At 41.5% G+C, this 17099-nt stretch carries 15 protein-coding genes; 5 read left to right on the top strand and 10 right to left on the bottom strand.

Annotation, left to right across the window (positions count from 1 at the left end; genetic code table 11):
• Window positions 1-18: 18 nt before the first annotated feature.
• Together OHT75_RS12025 and rpiA are read left to right on the top strand one after the other, a co-directional pair.
• The gene (locus tag OHT75_RS12025) at window positions 19-825 is read left to right on the top strand and encodes a mechanosensitive ion channel family protein (protein WP_264726949.1); all 807 of its coding nucleotides are present in this window, start codon (window positions 19-21) and stop codon (window positions 823-825) included.
• Window positions 826-894: 69 nt separating this feature from the next.
• Window positions 895-1557, top strand: coding sequence for a ribose-5-phosphate isomerase RpiA (rpiA, locus tag OHT75_RS12020; protein WP_264726948.1), 663 nt, complete (start codon window positions 895-897; stop codon window positions 1555-1557).
• 337 nt (window positions 1558-1894) lie between these two features.
• On the opposite strand, the gene OHT75_RS12015 is transcribed toward rpiA, so the two are convergent.
• Complete coding sequence (locus OHT75_RS12015; protein WP_264726947.1) at window positions 1895-3757, bottom strand: methyl-accepting chemotaxis protein; 1863 nt, start codon at window positions 3755-3757, stop codon at window positions 1895-1897.
• A 332-nt stretch (window positions 3758-4089) separates the two neighbouring features.
• Here OHT75_RS12015 and OHT75_RS12010 point away from each other — a divergent pair, with 332 nt between their 5' ends.
• A complete protein-coding gene (locus OHT75_RS12010) occupies window positions 4090-5058 on the top strand; it encodes a DUF4097 family beta strand repeat-containing protein (protein WP_264726946.1) in 969 nt (322 codons plus the stop codon).
• 89 nt (window positions 5059-5147) lie between these two features.
• Here the strand turns inward: OHT75_RS12010 and OHT75_RS12005 are convergent, their stop codons facing one another.
• The 6 genes from OHT75_RS12005 to tkt all read right to left on the bottom strand — a co-directional run bounded on the left by OHT75_RS12005 (window position 5148) and on the right by tkt (window position 13523).
• The gene (locus tag OHT75_RS12005; protein ID WP_264726945.1) at window positions 5148-5888 is read right to left on the bottom strand and encodes a DUF481 domain-containing protein; all 741 of its coding nucleotides are present in this window, start codon (window positions 5886-5888) and stop codon (window positions 5148-5150) included.
• Between the two features lie 112 nt (window positions 5889-6000).
• Window positions 6001-7350 carry an MATE family efflux transporter gene (locus OHT75_RS12000; RefSeq protein WP_264726944.1) on the bottom strand — a complete coding sequence of 450 codons (1350 nt, stop codon included), beginning with the start codon at window positions 7348-7350 and terminating at the stop codon, window positions 6001-6003.
• A gap of 515 nt (window positions 7351-7865) precedes the next feature.
• Window positions 7866-8933, bottom strand: a complete 1068-nt coding sequence (fba, locus tag OHT75_RS11995) for a class II fructose-bisphosphate aldolase (RefSeq protein WP_264726943.1) — start codon at window positions 8931-8933, stop codon at window positions 7866-7868.
• A gap of 133 nt (window positions 8934-9066) precedes the next feature.
• The gene (locus OHT75_RS11990) at window positions 9067-10245 is read right to left on the bottom strand and encodes a phosphoglycerate kinase (RefSeq protein ID WP_264726941.1); all 1179 of its coding nucleotides are present in this window, start codon (window positions 10243-10245) and stop codon (window positions 9067-9069) included.
• 121 nt (window positions 10246-10366) lie between these two features.
• Complete coding sequence (gene epd / locus OHT75_RS11985) at window positions 10367-11389, bottom strand: erythrose-4-phosphate dehydrogenase (RefSeq protein ID WP_264726939.1); 1023 nt, start codon at window positions 11387-11389, stop codon at window positions 10367-10369.
• Between the two features lie 139 nt (window positions 11390-11528).
• Complete coding sequence (gene tkt, locus OHT75_RS11980) at window positions 11529-13523, bottom strand: transketolase (protein WP_264726938.1); 1995 nt, start codon at window positions 13521-13523, stop codon at window positions 11529-11531.
• A gap of 483 nt (window positions 13524-14006) precedes the next feature.
• Between tkt and metK the strand changes: the two genes are divergently transcribed.
• Window positions 14007-15158, top strand: coding sequence for a methionine adenosyltransferase (metK, locus tag OHT75_RS11975; protein ID WP_264726936.1), 1152 nt, complete (start codon window positions 14007-14009; stop codon window positions 15156-15158).
• 119 nt (window positions 15159-15277) lie between these two features.
• Here metK and OHT75_RS11970 read toward each other — a convergent pair whose 3' ends face one another.
• Genes OHT75_RS11970 through OHT75_RS11960 form a run of 3 tightly spaced genes read right to left on the bottom strand, consistent with a single transcriptional unit; the run spans window position 15278 to window position 16491 of the window.
• On the bottom strand, window positions 15278-15631 hold the full coding sequence (locus OHT75_RS11970; RefSeq protein WP_264726934.1) for a hypothetical protein: 354 nt from the start codon (window positions 15629-15631) through the stop codon (window positions 15278-15280).
• A gap of 21 nt (window positions 15632-15652) precedes the next feature.
• On the bottom strand, window positions 15653-16201 hold the full coding sequence (locus OHT75_RS11965; protein ID WP_264726932.1) for a GNAT family N-acetyltransferase: 549 nt from the start codon (window positions 16199-16201) through the stop codon (window positions 15653-15655).
• A complete protein-coding gene (locus tag OHT75_RS11960) occupies window positions 16198-16491 on the bottom strand; it encodes a hypothetical protein (RefSeq protein ID WP_319803636.1) in 294 nt (97 codons plus the stop codon). The genes OHT75_RS11965 and OHT75_RS11960 overlap by 4 nt, the downstream gene beginning before the upstream one ends.
• Before the next feature lie 100 nt (window positions 16492-16591).
• On the opposite strand from OHT75_RS11960, the gene OHT75_RS11955 reads away from it, so the two are divergent.
• Complete coding sequence (locus tag OHT75_RS11955; protein WP_264726930.1) at window positions 16592-17008, top strand: META domain-containing protein; 417 nt, start codon at window positions 16592-16594, stop codon at window positions 17006-17008.
• Window positions 17009-17099 lie beyond the last annotated feature (91 nt).

Below are 17099 nucleotides of genomic sequence, written 5' to 3'. Positions count from 1 at the left end.
AAGGTAGAAGGAGTGAGTATGGAATCCAGCGCTGATGCCTTGCAATCGTTAATCAATATTATTTCATTTGAAAAAATAGCGATTATTGTTCTGATATGTGGCCTTGCTTGGGCAATGCTTGTTGGAATAAAAATGAGTTTAGATCTGCTCACCAATAAGTTGCCCAAATACCGATTACTCTGGGGGCGACTATACCCTTTTATACGATTATTTATTTGGGGCAGTGTGATTACCTACGCCACTGTTGGAATAATTGCTCCACATCAAAACGTCGTGTTGGCCATGATAGGGTCAATCAGTATTGTCATAGGTTTAGCCACTCAAGAACCGGCTAAAAACATGATTGCTGGCTTTATTATTATGCTAAATCCCCCCTATCGTGTTGGCGATATGGTCACCTTAGGTGGACACTATGGTGAGGTCACTAAATTAGAATGGAGTGTCACTTGGTTACGCACTTTTGATGACAATACCATCATGGTGCCCAACGCTGAAGCGCTTAAAACTGCAGTGTCTAACGCTAACAGTGGAGCACTCGATGAAATGGTGGCGATTCAATTTCACTTACCTGTACAGGTTGACCATAAAAAAGCCATGGCCTTGGCTAAAGAAGCAACCCAGTGCTCACCTTATACTTTTTTAAATAAACCCATTAATGTCATTCTGGGGACAGATTTCAGCTTTGGTCAGCATTTACAGACCATAACCATCAAGGCATATGTGATGGATGTGCGTTTAGAAAAGAAATTTATCAGCGACATTAATGTCAGGGTATTAGATGCATTTAAAAATGCACAGTTTTATGACAGTCAGCAAACGTTTTAATCACAAGTTGCGTTATAATCTTGCGAGTTTTTACAGTCTTCTTTTTAAAGCCACCAATGGAATAGCCTAATGACTCAAGATGAAATGAAAAAAGCGGCCGGATGGGCTGCACTGAAATATGTCGAAAGAGACACAATCGTTGGCGTGGGAACAGGCTCAACAGTTAACCACTTTATTGATGCTTTAGCGACAATAAAAGATGATATTCAAGGCGCAGTATCAAGCTCTGAAGCATCGACGGCAAAACTGAAGCAATTGGGTATTGAGGTTTTTGATTTAAATAACGTTGCTGATATTGCTGTTTATGTTGATGGCGCCGACGAAATTAATGATCGTATGGATATGATTAAAGGTGGCGGTGCCGCATTAACCCGTGAAAAAATCGTTGCTGCAGTGGCTAAAAAATTCATCTGTATCGTTGATAACACTAAAGAAGTCTCTATTTTAGGTGATTTCCCGTTACCGGTTGAAGTGATCCCAATGGCTCGTTCATACGTTGCCCGTGAGTTAGTTAAGCTAGGTGGTGATCCTGAGTATCGTCAAGGTGTTATTACCGATAATGGTAATGTTATTTTAGATGTTCATAACATGAAAATTTTAGATCCTAAAGTCATGGAGACTAAGATTAACGCCATTGTTGGCGTTGTCACTAACGGCCTATTTGCCAACCGTGGTGCAGATATTTTACTTGTGGGCACACCTGAAGGTGTCAAAACTGTTACTGCTAAGTAACAAGCCGAAATAAAAGAGCCACCTTCTGAAGAAGGTGGCTTTGATATCACTCCCTAAAAGGGAGCTTCCTACCGTGCATTAACAAGACGCCGTATATATGTCCCTATGGGCTCTACTAAATCTTCCCTGATTTAGAAGCTTGTACCGCACCATTAGCAAAGCTCACGTATCACTTGAGTTAATAAGCTATGTTCAAATTGACTCCTACAAATACCGTTGAACTTACTTCAGGCTGAGCCTAATTGATGATAACCACCTACTGAAGTAGGTGATTTAAGGCTGAAAATAAAAAAACCTAACTTGTGGGTTAGGTTTTTTATATCTTTTATCACCAACGTTACACTTTAAATACACTAACAGACTTGTGTAAACCCGCAGCACGAATGCGTAAATCTTCTGACGCTGCCGCATTTTCTTCAGAGGCATGCGATGATTCATCGGCAATATCACGAATAACCACCACATTTTTGTTCACTTCTGCAGCCACCATACTTTGTTCTTCAATCGCCGCAGCAATTTGAGTGCTCATATCCATAATATTGTTAACATCATCGTTAATTTGACGAAGTAAGGTGCCCGCACTAGCAGCTTGTTCAGCACTTTCAGCACCTTGTCTTTGGCTGGTTTCCATTAACTGAACAATAGAACGTGTACGAGTTTGCAAGGTGCTAATAATCCCCGAAATTTCTTCAGTTGACTCTTGAGTTCGCATCGCAAGACTGCGCACCTCATCTGCAACAACCGCAAAACCTCGGCCCTGTTCGCCCGCTCTTGCCGCTTCAATCGCCGCATTTAACGCTAACAAATTGGTTTGCTCCGCAATGCCGCGGATCACATCTAAAACACTGCCAATCGTTTTACTGTCCTGCTCTAATTCCGCCACAACTATTGAAGAATCATTTAACTGGCTCGCTAACAGTTCAATTTTAGCGATGGTTTCTTCTACTCCCCTTTGGCCTGTTCTCGCGTTGTCATTGGTCTGACTTGCTTTTAAGGCTGCTAACTCAGTATTTTTAGCAATTTCATCAATGGTGGCGCCCATTTCCGTTATCGCTGTGGCAACCATGTCGGTTTCACTTAGTTGTCTTAATACCCCCTCAGAGGCGACATTGGCATTTTTTGACAACTCATGGCATGAAAAATTCATTGCATCTACGGCTTCGTTAACTTGCTCAATCAAATCCTGAAATGACCCCACCATACTGTTAAAGTGAATTGCAATGAGTGATAACTCATCATCACCAGTAGTATCACAACGTATGGTCAAATCTTTGGTTTTTTCAATACTTGAAATAATACGGGTAATATTTTCCACCGGAGTAATAATACTGCGAATTATATAATAAGTGAAAATAGACAGGGCTAACGCGATAAGTAAAAATATGCCGCCGCCCAAATAAGTCCCATTATCCTCTGCTGCTTGAATTTCAGCTAAGGTTTGATCGTGGAGCAATTCTCTATCAGCATCTGTTTGATATATCGCATCTCGAAGCTGTTTCATCTTACCGCTAGTTTCAGATAAGCCAAACTCTTGCTTTTTATGTACTAGAGCTTGGAAAGCTTGTTGGTATTGCTCAATATTGCTTTGTAATTGCGATTTCACCTCAGAGGGTAAATAGGCGTTATTCACCGCTTGTTTGAACTTTGCAATATTGTCTTTAAAACTGTCGTTGTACTTAATATCGTTGCGAAGCATGAAGTCTTTTTCATTACGTCTAAGTTGCAACATGACGACTAATAATGCATCTTCATTATTTGCATCTAAAATCGATTCAACATTATGTACGGCCTCTCTTAACTGGCCATATAAACCTGTTTTTGGAGTTAAACCAATTTCTTTCTGCAAATCCACAATATCATTGAATGCTTCCAGATAAAGATTAACGCTATTTCTTACGCCATCGAGTGCGTTTGTGGGAATGTTTCGATCGTTCAACACCTGCTCAACATCATTAAATAACACCACTAAATCGGCATAATTCTGTTGATGCTTGTCAAGATAAACCAGATCTAACCTCGTTAAGAAATCTTTCTCTTCTTTTCTAAGTGAAAAAATTTCTTTTTCAATTTCCATCACACTTGTTGTGGCTGTAGACAATTTTTGTTGAATATTTACCGTGTATTTTTGTAAAGCAAACATCGCCACCAGCGCGGAAATTGACACTACGGCACTTAACACCAGCTTAGAACGGATCAACATAAAGTACCCTTCTTATCTAAAGTTATTTTTTAACGTGTTTTAGTTAAAGTTTTTAGTTAACGTTTTTAGTTAAAGTTTATTGTTAATATATAGTCGTTTTTAGGCATATAAGCGAATCATACAACGAAAAAAAATCAATCGAACATTGCTGTTAACTGAATTATCGGCGGTCAAAATTAAAACTAAAGGCTGAAAAAATTAGTAGTGAATGCCGTAAGGTCAAAAACATGAGATGGTATTGATATTGACTGTTATGCATAAACGACATCATCTTTGTCAATGGCTGCTACACAGATGTTAAACATAACAGTTTCATTGCAAGGAGGGATGATATGAACAACAAACTTAAAAAGTTAGCGGCGACTTTTATTTTAAGTGTCAGCATTTTACTGGTATCGCCGATGGTATTTGCGGCAATAAATGTGGAGCAAACCTTAGATCTCATAAACCAGCCCAATATTGAGCTGGAAGTTCAACGTGGTCATGTCGAAATAATAGGTTGGAACAACAATAGTGTGAGCGTCAAAGGCCAACGGGATGAATTATCGCAAGGATTCATTTTTGAGCAACAAGGCAATACACTGATCATTGAAGATACTCTACCTAAAAGTTATAGCAGCAAAAATAAATCAGGTTCTAACCTAGTGATTTTCATCCCAAACAACACCCAATTAAATGCAACAGGTATATCGGCAAATTACCAAGTAAAACAGCTAAATGGTAACATTAACATCGCATTAGTGAGCGGCAATATCAAAGCAGAGAATTTAACGGGGGAAATACAGTTAAATTCGAAATCGGGGTCTATCAATGCTCAACATTTAAACGGCACTGTCAACCTGGAATCTATATCAGGTGAGATTACTGACACCCATACAAGCGGTAAGGCGACGTATCGAGTCGTCAGCGGCAACATTCTATCTAAAGCAAGCAAAGTAACTGACCTAGCCATAAACAGTGTTTCAGGAGACATCACAGGAACACACCTTAGCGTAGAAAAAATCAATACAGTCAGCATTAGCGGTGATATTGAACTGGCCTTAAGTGACGCAATTTCGGATGCATTTTTTGACACCATCAGTGCTGATGTCACATTAACCTTTCACACAATGCCCAATGCCGCGTTTAACATTGACGGCGCAGCAAATGGCAGATTAAACAACCAACTCACCCAAGACCAACCTATCAAACAAGCTTATTCACTCTCAGCAAAGCTAAAGTTCAACACCGGAAATGCAAAAGGAAACATAAAAATAAACACGGTTAGCGGTAAAATAGCACTGCTCAAGGCATCAAAATAACACTTAATGTTAGGGCTGATTAACTCTAGGGCCTGTTTGCAATGCAAGTGAAAACTGCACACAGGCCCTCGCATAATCCAACAACAAAACTAGAATGAATAAAGCAGTGTCATGTTGGTTTCAGTATCTGTGCTTTCTTTGCCTTCTAATGGCTCGCTGTTATAACGCACTATCACAGCAAACTTCATTGCCAAGGCGCCAACAATACTCGCTGTCAAAGAGGTTTCAGAACGGGCATCTAATTTTTCCCCCCAGTCGGCAACAAAACGTTGTTGAAACTTTGATGAATCACTGATTTTAGTCTGGAAGTTTACCACGCCGTGGGCAACCACACTGTCGGTAGACTCATAACCTTCAATTAAGGCAGTTTCAGTATCTAAACGTTGATAAATATAACCAGGACCGATTTCCGCTTTTAAAGAAGTATCAGCAGTATCAATGAATCGATGACCATAACCCGCTGATGTCGTGGAAGTAAAATCGTAACCGGTAAAAGGATCTAATTCGTAGTTGGTATTGGCAAACAGGTAGCTGAGTTCGTTAATTTGATAATCACCCTGAACACCAGCAAAGAAACGCTTCGCAGTCACTTCTTTAGTATCTTCTTTATAAAGCCCTTCAAGTAAGTATTGGTTTTCCCAATTACCTAGCTCATGCTTCATATCCAAACGCGCTTTATAAGATGAAGTATCCGTGTTACCCGTGGTTAAGGTTGCCCCTAATTCAGCATCTGCAGCAAATGTTTTATCACCTTCGACAAAGTCTGCACCGGCAAAGGCTGTACATGGCATTACCAATGATATTGCAGCAGTTAATAGTAACTTTCTCATGTTGTCCGATCCTTTATTTAACAATTAATCCCCTCAAAATCGCGGGCATGTTAACACTTTCGTGACCAAAATGAAAAACTCAACACTAAGCAAACCGAATATACTTTAGGGGTTAAGGATGCTCCAGCACTAAGCTTTTAGTTTGCCAGCGACCACTGCGCCAACGCCAAAGCATTGCAAGCCCTCTCACCCACTCATCAATAGCTAAAGCAGCCCAAACACCGACAAGCCCATAGTCTAAATGCACACCAAGCCAATATGCTCCGGGAACGGCAATACACCACATGGAAAACACGCCAACAAAGAATGGATATTTGGCATCACCACTGGCGCGTAAAGCATTTATCACCACAAGGTTAAAGGTACGACCGGGCTCCATAAATAACGTTAAAATAAACAAAGGCGCAACCAGTTGTAATACATCCTTCTCATCGGTAAACCACGATACAAGGTATTCGCCATATATCGCTGCTAATGCTGCCACGGAAGTGGTGACGATTAGGCCTATTTTTAAGGCGCGATATAATTGCGCCTCAGCGGCCTTAATCGCCTTTGCTCCAACCAAATGACCGATGATAATTTCGTTGCCGATGCCGATAGACAAACCAAACAGCAAAATGAACATACAGATCTGAAAATACAAGGATTGTGCAGCTAATGCTTTATCACCCATCAAACCGACAAAAGAGGTCACCACCAAAAATTGCAGCATCCAAGACAAATTCTCACCCGCTGCTGGCAGACCAATATGGAATACTTTTTTAAGCATTTTCCATTGCGGTTTAACAATGGAAGGAATGTGAAGGTGGATACCGGTATAACGAACAAACAAAAATAGCATGATACACATGCCAATAATTCGACCTGTAACCGTGCTAATTGCAACACCTGCTACGCCCATTTGTGGCAAACCGAACCAGCCATATAAAAGCAATAAATTTCCACTGAAGGTAATGACATTCATCGCCAATGTTACCCACATTGCTTGCTGGGTATGCCCATGGGCGCGCATTGCTCCTGCTATGCACATGGCAACGGCTTCAGGTATCAGGCACAGGCCAACAATTTGCAAATACAACTTACCGTCAGCCAATAGGTGTTCAGGTAAATTCATTAAATACAAAATGGTACTTGCACCAGCAATGATCCCCGCTGCAGCAACCACACCCACCCCTAAATTAAATCCAATTGATGAGTAAACTACATCTCTAGCTGCTTGTTTATTCTTAGCCCCTAAGTACTGAGTAATAACAACGCTGGCACCGATACTGACAAAGCTAAATAGGGTAATCGCTAACTCAAAGACCATATTGCCAACAGATAATGCCGCAACGCCTTGGTAAGAAACATGGCTTATCATAAATGTGTTTAACGCCGCGGTCAGAAAGTGCAGCGCAAAATCAATAAACAATGGCCAGGTTAAGGCAAAAAGCTTAAGGGGTTTATCTGTTGTTGTTTGCATAACTAAGTCACTTTAACAATATAAAAAACAAATTTAACTACATTGTGCCGCAGCCACTAGCACAACCTCACGTTAGAGTGATTGAGCTGTCAGCCAATATTAAGACAATATTTTAAGGGCGGCGATGATGCGCCATTTTGTATGAATATACAACAGATTTGGTAGTAAACTTTCAAGTAATGAATTCACCTTCTGAAGACGGTGGATTTGATATCACTCCCTAAAAGGGCGCTTTCCTAACGTGCGTTAACAAGACGCCGTAAATATATCCCTATAGGTGCTACAAAATCATCCCAGATTTAGAAGCTTGTACCACACCATTAGTAAAGCACACGCATTACTTGAGTTAATCAGCTATTGAACGTAATTCAGGCAGAGCCTAATTGATGATGACCATCTACTGGAATCGGAGGTTTAGGGCTGAAAATTAAAAAGCCCGCTTAACTGACGTTATACGGGCTTAAATAGAAACGAACACTCAGTAATGAGATGTTGATTGGTATATTAACTGGCGATTAGTTATTGATCTTTGGATCTAACTCACCAGATTGATACGCTTTATACATAGCTTGTAAAGACTTAGGCTTGATTTTAGAACCCATACCCGCACAACCAAATGCTTCATAGCGTGTAGTACAAATGTCAGCCATGGCTTCCATTGATGCTTTTAAGAATTTACGCGGATCAAATTCTGCTGGGTTTTCTGCTAAGAATTTACGCACAGCACCGGTAGATGCCAAACGCAGGTCGGTATCAATGTTAACTTTACGCACGCCATGCTTAATACCTTCAACGATTTCCTCTAAAGGAACACCGTAAGTCTCAGGGATAGCACCACCGTATTGATTGATAATCTTTAGCCATTCTTGTGGCACAGAAGATGAGCCATGCATAACCAAGTGAGTGTTAGGAATACGTGCATGGATTTCTTTAATGCGATCTATACGTAATACATCACCGGTTGGTTTACGGCTGAATTTGTAGGCGCCATGGCTGGTACCAATTGCAATCGCAAGTGCATCAACATGAGTATCGGCCACAAAACGCGCCGCTTCTTCAGGTGTAGTTAACAGTTGATCATGGCTTAAAATACCTTCGGCACCCACACCATCTTCTTCACCCGCCATACCGGTTTCTAAACTACCTAAACAGCCGATCTCACCTTCTACTGACACACCACAGGCATGTGCAAAAGCAACAGTACGACGGGTAACATCCACGTTGTACTCATACGATGCAGGGGTTTTACCATCAGCCATTAATGAACCGTCCATCATCACTGATGACATACCTAGCTGAATAGAACGCTGGCAGATATCGGGATCGGTGCCGTGATCTTGGTGAATACACACTGGGATATCAGGATACTGCTCAAGCGCGGCAGCCATCAAATACTTTAAAAACTGAGGACGAGCATACTTACGCGCCCCTGCAGATGCTTGTACGATAACAGGGCTGTCAGTTGCTTCAGCAGCTTGCATAATCGCACGCATTTGCTCAAGGTTGTTTACGTTGAAAGCCGGTACGCCATAACCGTGCTCTGCAGCATGGTCTAGCATTTGTCGTAGAGAGATAAGAGCCATTTTGTTCTCCAATTATAGGGTGATTACTCACCTAGGTCGCTATGTTTTGGATGGATTTTTATATTCCTTAAACCGCAAAAAAGCAGTTTAAGGAACGGTTTTTTCTAATAATTATTATTTTGTCGCTTGACGCTTATTTTGCGCCGCGTTGCTCTAACATTTCAACTGCAGGTAACTTTTTACCTTCAAGAAACTCAAGGAAAGCACCACCGCCAGTTGAAATATAGGAAACTTTATCTGCGATATTGTATTTATCCACTGCCGCTAAGGTGTCGCCACCGCCTGCAATAGAAAAAGCTTTTGATTCCGCTATCGCCATCGCAATGCGCTCTGTCCCTTTACCAAATTGATCGAACTCAAATACACCCACGGGACCATTCCACACAATGGTGCCAGCTTGTTCGATAATTTTAGCTAACGCTTCTGCGCTATCAGGGCCGATATCAAAAATCATATCAGTATCAGAAACATCACTTACCGATTTAAGGGTTGCTGTGGCCGTCGGGCTAAACTCGCTAGCAACAACAACATCCGTTGGCACAGGAATATCGCCACCACGGCTTTGCGCATTAGCAACTAAGCGTTTTGCTTCATCAAGTAAATCAGCTTCGTATAATGATTTACCCACATTGTAACCAGCTGCTGCGATAAAGGTGTTTGCAATACCGCCACCCACAACTAGTTGGTCAACAATAGTCGATAAGCTTTCAAGTACTGTCAGCTTAGTGGACACTTTAGAACCACCAACAATCGCCACCAATGGACGAGCTGGATTATCCATGGCTTTAGCTAATGCATCTAATTCTTGAGCCAGTAAAGGACCTGCGCATGCGATAGGCGCATATACACCCACACCATGGGTTGATGCTTGAGCGCGATGTGCGGTACCAAAAGCATCCATGACATACACATCACATAGTGCAGCCATTTTCTTCGCTAAGGCTTCATCGTTTTTCTTCTCACCGGGATTAAAGCGTACGTTTTCAAAAACAACCACTTCACCCACTTTAGCATCCACACCATTAAGATACTCATTAGCGAGACGCACTGGGCAATCAAGTGCTTTTGCCAGATAATCCACAACAGGTTGCAATGAAAACTCTGCATTAAACTCACCCTCAGTTGGGCGACCTAAATGCGACATCACCATGACTGCGGCACCTTTTTCAAGTGCCAGTTTAATGGTGGGTAATGCTGCACGTAAACGAGCATCACTGGTGACGACGCCATCTTTAACAGGTACGTTTAAATCTTCACGAATAAGCACACGCTTATTTTGTAGATCTAAGTCCACCATATTGATAATTGCCATAATTAGCCTTTCCTCATAAATGTAAAAATAAAAAACAAAATGGGTACAAACCGCCGACAAACATCCACGGTTAATTAATCTTTGTTGCCTTTACGTTTTAGGCACTAAATACGGCAATATATTATTGCCCAGAGTGCTTAGCTTGAATCATCGCCAAGCTAGTGTCGAGCATGCGGTTGGCAAAACCCCACTCATTGTCACACCATAAAAGTAATTTAACCAAATGACCGGCACTGACACGGGTTTGGGTTCCATCGACAATACTCGAGCGTGGATCATGATTAAAATCACATGATACTAGCGGCTCATCAGTATAGCCTAAAATGCCATTAAAACTGCCATTTGAAGCCAAGGCTAACATGTGATTAACCTGCTCAATATCAACCTTTTTTTCCACGGTGACCGACAGGTCGATAGCGGTCACATTAATGGTTGGTACACGTACTGAAATAGCTTCAAACATATCTTTCATATGCGGTAATATGCGTTCAATACCTCGAGCAAGTTTGGTATCAACCGGAATAATCGATTGACCCGCTGCGCGTGTGCGGCGTAAATCATCATGATAAGCATCAATCACTTGTTGATCGTTCATTGCTGAATGGATAGTCGTAATAGCGCCACTTTTGACACCAAAATGCTTATCTAATACTGCAATCACCGGCACAATACAATTAGTAGTACATGACGCGTTCGACACAACGGTATGCTCTGGGCGCAATAAATCGTGATTAACACCATACACAATGGTGCCATCCACATCTGCTGAAGAAGGATGAGAGATCAGAACTTGTTTAGCGCCTGCTTGAATATGTATTTCGCATTCTTGGCGATCATTCAAGCTACCCGTAGCTTCGTAAACAATATCAATATCCAACTCACCCCATGGCAATAAACTCGGATCGGCTTGATTAAGTAATAAAATAGCATCATCACCTACGATAAGGTGATTGTCTTTCAACCTGACTTGATGTTGAAAACGGCCATGGGTGGTATCGTATTGTGTGAGGTGACAAATGGCTTCTGGTTTAGCCAGCTCATTGATTGCAACGATTTGAATCTGCTGGCGTTTACCTGATTCATACAGGGCTCTAAGAATAGACCGGCCAATACGACCATAACCATTTATTGCAACTCGAATCATTCCATTCCCAGCATAAAAAGATAAGTTAATAAGGCAGAAAAATAAAAACGGCCCACACGCAATGTGTAGGCCGTTTTATTATACACAATTAAACACTTAACATATAAGTGATAATTTGTGTAAGTGACTCAACTGTTTATTATGCTAATGCGTTAACTTTGTTAACCACATTTTCAACAGTAAAGCCAAAGTGCTTCATTAAATCGCCACCTGGCGCTGACTCGCCGAAGGTAGTCATACCTACAACGTCACCACCAAAGCCCACATACTTGTACCAATAATCAACGTGAGCCGCTTCAATTGCGACGCGCTTAGTCACCGCTTTTGGTAGCACTGACTCTTTGTATGCCGCATCTTGCTTATCAAACACATTCGTTGATGGCATAGACACTACGCGCACTTTCTTACCTTCGTTAGTCAATGCAACCGCTGAATCTAGCGCAAGCTGCACTTCACTACCTGTCGCAATTAAAATCACATCTGCAGTGCCTTCACAATCAGAAAGTACGTAACCGCCTTTAGCAACATTGGCTAATTGCTCAGCAGTACGTGCTTGTGCTTTTAAGCCCTGACGACTAAAGATTAAAGACGTTGGCGATTGACGAGTTTCAATGGCAGCCTTCCACGATACGGCTGTTTCAGCAGCATCACATGGACGCCATACTGTCATGTTTGGCGTCATACGCAAGTTAGCAAGTTGCTCAACGGGTTGGTGGGTTGGGCCATCTTCACCTTGACCAATTGAATCATGGGTATAAACGAAGATATTTTGAATGCCCATTAATGCCGACATACGTACCGCATTGCGCGCGTATTCCATAAACATCATGAAGGTGGCACCATAATTGATGAAACCACCGTGAAGTGATGCACCGTTCATAATACCGCTCATACCAAATTCACGCACACCGTAGTAGATGTAGTTACCCGCTGGATCGTCTTGAATACCTTTAGAACCAGACCAAAGGGTTAGGTTTGAACCTGCTAAGTCAGCGCTGCCACCTAACAATTCTGGTAACATTTCACCGAAGAATCCGATCGCATTTTGTGATGCTTTACGGCTAGCAATACCTTCCGCTTTGTCTTGGCATTGTTGAATAAATGCTTGTGCTTTAGCTTCAAAATCTGCGGGTAAATCGCCATTTAATACACGACGTTCAAATTCAGCAGCTAATGCAGGTTCTGCCACTTTATACGCGGCAAATTTTTCATTCCAGGCATTTTCATTTGTGTTGCCAGCTTCTTTAGCATCCCAACCTTGGTAAACATCAGCAGGGATTTCAAATGGTGCATGTGGCCAACCAAGGAATTCACGCGCCGCTGCAATTTCAGCATCACCAAGTGGTGCACCGTGACAATCGTGGCTACCAGACTTATTTGGCGAACCAAAACCAATAATGGTTTTACAACAAATCATGGTTGGTTTATCAGTAACCGACTTAGCTTCTTCGATAGCCGCACGAATGGCATCGCTATCATGGCCATCAACATTAGCAATAACATGCCAGCCGTATGATTCGAAACGCTTAGGGGTATCATCCGTAAACCAACCTTCAACATGACCATCGATAGAAATACCGTTGTCATCCCAAAACGCAATCAGTTTACCTAAACCTAAAGTACCCGCTAATGAACAAGCTTCGTGTGAAATGCCTTCCATTAAACAGCCGTCACCTAAGAAACAATAAGTGAAGTGATCAACAATATCAAAACCTGGGCGGTTAAATTGCGCAGCTAAGGTTTTTTCAGCAATAGCCATACCCACAGCATTACTGATACCAGCACCTAATGGGCCAGTGGTGGTTTCAACACCTGGGGTATAACCGTATTCTGGGTGACCTGGTGTTTTTGAATGCAATTGACGGAAGTTTTTAAGCTCTTCAATAGGTAATGCATAACCAGAAAGATGCAGTAGAGAGTAGATAAGCATTGAGCCATGGCCGTTAGACAAAATAAAACGGTCACGATCAGCCCAATTTGGGTTATTCGGGTTATGCTTTAAAAAATCATTCCATAACACTTCAGCAATATCAGCCATACCCATAGGTGCGCCTGGGTGTCCTGAATTGGCTTTTTGAACGGCATCCATACTTAACGCACGAATTGCGTTTGCGAGTTCTTTACGAGATGACATGCTCTCTCCTGCTTGTTGATGAGGTCTAGCGGGCAATTGTGAGGGGATATTTTCCCCTACTAGGCGACAGGACGCAAATTAAAATTTCCGCGGCAACTTCAGTATCGATACTAACAGCGCTTACAGGGCTATTAATGTTTAAAAAACAGGCTAAACCATCATAAATAAGAAAAAATTTGCGGCAATGTAATCGATATTGTCAGCTTAACAAGCATTTTGATTATATGGATATTGTTTCAGTATCGACATCATCCCTTATTTTAAAATCACATAAAATATAATGAAGTCTTTAAATTTCATATTGTTAATTGCGCAACATAGAAAACAGGTAAATTTCGCTTACGATTATTTTTTGCTGCATTGCACAATTCTAAGCATTAATTCGTATAGAGGGGTGTTATCAGATTAATTTTCGACTAGAATAGACGTCTAGACGTATAAAACTATTTATTTTTTATCAGCAAACGACGAGATTTTCCCACTATGGCAAAGCACTTGTTCACTTCTGAATCAGTTTCAGAAGGTCATCCAGATAAAATCGCCGATCAGATTTCTGATGCGGTATTAGACGCAATCCTTGAGCAAGACCCGAAAGCTCGTGTTGCGTGCGAAACCTATGTTAAAACAGGCATGGTATTAGTGGGCGGCGAAGTGACCACCTCTGCTTGGGTTGATATTGAAGAAATTACCCGTAAAACCGTTCGTGATATTGGTTACACCCATTCAGATATGGGCTTTGATGCTGATTCTTGCGCAATCTTAAACGCGATTGGTAAACAGTCACCAGACATCAACCAAGGTGTTGACCGTAGCGATCCAGCTGAGCAAGGCGCTGGTGACCAGGGATTAATGTTTGGTTATGCAAGCAACGAAACTGATGTGTTGATGCCTGCGCCAATCACCTATGCGCACAAGTTAGTTAAGCGTCAATCAGAAGTGCGTAAAGACGGTACTTTACCTTGGTTACGTCCTGATGCAAAAAGCCAGGTTACCTTTGCCTATAACGAAGGTAAAATCGTAGGTATTGATGCAGTTGTGTTATCTACGCAACACAAAGAAGAAATTAAACAAGCTGACTTAATTGAAGCAGTGATGGAAACCATCATCAAGCCAGTATTACCATCACAATGGTTAAATAAAGAAACTAAATTCTTTATTAACCCAACAGGTCGTTTTGTGATTGGTGGACCTGTGGGAGACTGTGGTTTAACCGGTCGTAAGATCATCGTTGATACCTACGGCGGCATGGCTCGTCATGGTGGTGGTGCTTTCTCTGGTAAAGACCCTTCAAAAGTTGACCGTAGTGCGGCTTATGCTGCTCGTTATGTGGCTAAAAACATCGTTGCCGCGGGCTTAGCTGACCGTTGTGAAATTCAGGTATCTTACGCAATTGGTGTTGCAGAGCCGACCTCAATCAGTATTGAAACATTTGGTACCGGTAAAGTTTCTGAAGAGGTGTTAATCAAGCTAGTGCGTCAACACTTCGAACTTCGTCCTTATGGCTTAACCGCAATGTTAGATCTGGCTCGTCCTATCTATCAGCAAACCGCTGCCTACGGACACTTTGGTCGTGAAGGTTTCCCATGGGAAGCGACTGATAAAGCTGAAATATTACGCGCAGACGCTGGACTATAATTGTCTTGCTTTGCAGCCTAAAAAAACCGCCATCATGGCGGTTTTTTTATCGGTATAATTTAGGACATGTAACCTGTTATAAATGAATGTTAATCATACAAGGTCAACCGCTGCAAATATTAGCAATGATCAAAATGAGCGCTCTCAATACACATAAAGCCAACCTGTTGCATAGTCATCACGGGGACTTTGATTTCATCAATCATGTCAAGCGAAGGTTTATCAGTGTCATCAACCAAGCGTAAACCCACTTGGTATTGATTTAATTGACCGCAATCAATCCAATAATCTAACCATTTAACCCCATAATGTTTAATGGATGTTGTCGCATCATCAGTTTGTAAAATGATTTCTGCAGCCAGAAACGGCTGCGCATTAGCCGCTAACACAGACACCACAAGCTTAGCATTATCAAAAGCGCTCAAGCGAAGTTCAAAATAAGGTTTAAATAACGTTTCAAATTGGCCTGACACATTCAGCTCCACAATTTAAGGTTAAGACAACTTTCGTAGCAACAAATAAAAATCACGATGTTGGAACCCAAAATAATCCACGACATGCATATCCGCATATTGGGTGTGAGCCTTAAAAGAACGCCCATTATCCTCGGCTATATAAGCCACTAAGTAGTCACTTTTATGCTTGATAGTAAGAACCAATTGCTCCACTAACCGAGAGAAAATCCCTTGGCCTCGATATGATTGAGCAATCCAAATTGGCCCATATTGCAGGCTATTATCTTGATTAACCCGCAGTGGCAAACCATCTAGCCCGAGTGAAGGAAGTTTTTGAATTATTTTTTGATATAAAGCCTGTTTACCAAAAAAGCTCCATTGAGCCGCTATCACATAGCCAACAATCTTGGCGCCATCTAATGCCAATATAATCCAATGCTGGTTGATCAAGTGCGTTAATTGAACTTGGGTTAACCCCTGCCCTTGAAGACTTGGATCATGTCGAGATAGCTCAGCATTTACATGTTTACGTTCCAGTTCAACTAACTGAGGCACATCCGTTAAATGAGCTTGGCGATATTGAATCACGATTTATCCTGAGGTTTATCCTGATGTTTTTCTGATGGTTTTTCTGCTGTGATTGACTGGTGATCTGCAGTTTCTGAGGAAGGCAATGATTGATTATCTTGATTTTTTGCCCACTGGATCATCAATGCCACAGGAAATGGAGCCATCAACACTAAACCTAAACCAATACAGCTGGCCACAATTAACATGCCTTGCGCTCGCTGACTGGTATCGGTAAAAAGATGCAAATAACAACCCAACATTAATAGCATAGAACCGAGATAATGAAGTAATTTTAACGCTTTGATCATACTGGTTTCTCACACATAGAAGGACGACGGGTTATCACTTTGCCACAGTATCAAGTAGAATAGCGTCAATTTGAATATTCTAGGCAATAAATAAGCAAACATGATAAAGCATTTTTTAGGCGCAGCTGCAGTTATTTTCTCTTTAAGTGCATGTCAAAGTCATTCGGTCATCGATAATTCAACCTCATTAATTGGCACGTGGCACATTGAATCAGTATTGTCTGCACCAACCATAGATTACAGTCCGGCAAAACTCATCTTTACTGAAAATGGCCAACTCAGTGGCAACACCAGTTGCAATCCATTTATGGGGCATTACACATTCGAAGATAATATCCTCACACTCTCACCTGCGGGGTCGACACGTAAAGCCTGTATTGAAGCGCTAATGACTCAGGAGCAAAAGGTCATGAAAGCCATGCCATTAATCAAATCTGCGTCCATTAACCAAGGAAAGTTGCGCTTAGTAGATCAAAATAATCAAACCATTATGGTATTGAGCAAGTTAACCAAGTAAACCATTTTTGATATCATCAAAACGATTTAAATTGAATTTTTATTCATAAAAAGTGGGTTTTTCTTGACAAAAAAACCACTAGTATTCAAAA

The organism is Shewanella subflava, assembly GCF_025971955.1.
Lineage (GTDB): Bacteria > Pseudomonadota > Gammaproteobacteria > Enterobacterales > Shewanellaceae > Shewanella > Shewanella subflava.
Note: the sequence above shows the minus strand (reverse complement) of the source record. Positions and strands in the feature narration are given on the sequence as shown.

Bases quoted from the DNA above. Each gene is read 5' to 3' on its own strand.
- epd (WP_264726939.1), bottom strand. From the start codon at position 11,389: ATGATTCGAGTTGCAATAAATGGTTATGGTCGTATTGGCCGGTCTATT.
- metK (WP_264726936.1), top strand. From the start codon at position 14,007: ATGGCAAAGCACTTGTTCACTTCTGAATCAGTTTCAGAAGGTCATCCA.
- OHT75_RS11955 (WP_264726930.1), top strand. From the start codon at position 16,592: ATGATAAAGCATTTTTTAGGCGCAGCTGCAGTTATTTTCTCTTTAAGT.
- OHT75_RS12025 (WP_264726949.1), top strand. From the start codon at position 19: ATGGAATCCAGCGCTGATGCCTTGCAATCGTTAATCAATATTATTTCA.
- OHT75_RS12010 (WP_264726946.1), top strand. From the start codon at position 4,090: ATGAACAACAAACTTAAAAAGTTAGCGGCGACTTTTATTTTAAGTGTC.
- OHT75_RS11960 (WP_319803636.1), bottom strand. From the start codon at position 16,491: ATGATCAAAGCGTTAAAATTACTTCATTATCTCGGTTCTATGCTATTA.
- OHT75_RS12005 (WP_264726945.1), bottom strand. From the start codon at position 5,888: ATGAGAAAGTTACTATTAACTGCTGCAATATCATTGGTAATGCCATGT.
- tkt (WP_264726938.1), bottom strand. From the start codon at position 13,523: ATGTCATCTCGTAAAGAACTCGCAAACGCAATTCGTGCGTTAAGTATG.
- OHT75_RS12000 (WP_264726944.1), bottom strand. From the start codon at position 7,350: ATGCAAACAACAACAGATAAACCCCTTAAGCTTTTTGCCTTAACCTGG.
- rpiA (WP_264726948.1), top strand. From the start codon at position 895: ATGACTCAAGATGAAATGAAAAAAGCGGCCGGATGGGCTGCACTGAAA.
- OHT75_RS12015 (WP_264726947.1), bottom strand. From the start codon at position 3,757: ATGTTGATCCGTTCTAAGCTGGTGTTAAGTGCCGTAGTGTCAATTTCC.
- fba (WP_264726943.1), bottom strand. From the start codon at position 8,933: ATGGCTCTTATCTCTCTACGACAAATGCTAGACCATGCTGCAGAGCAC.
- OHT75_RS11990 (WP_264726941.1), bottom strand. From the start codon at position 10,245: ATGGCAATTATCAATATGGTGGACTTAGATCTACAAAATAAGCGTGTG.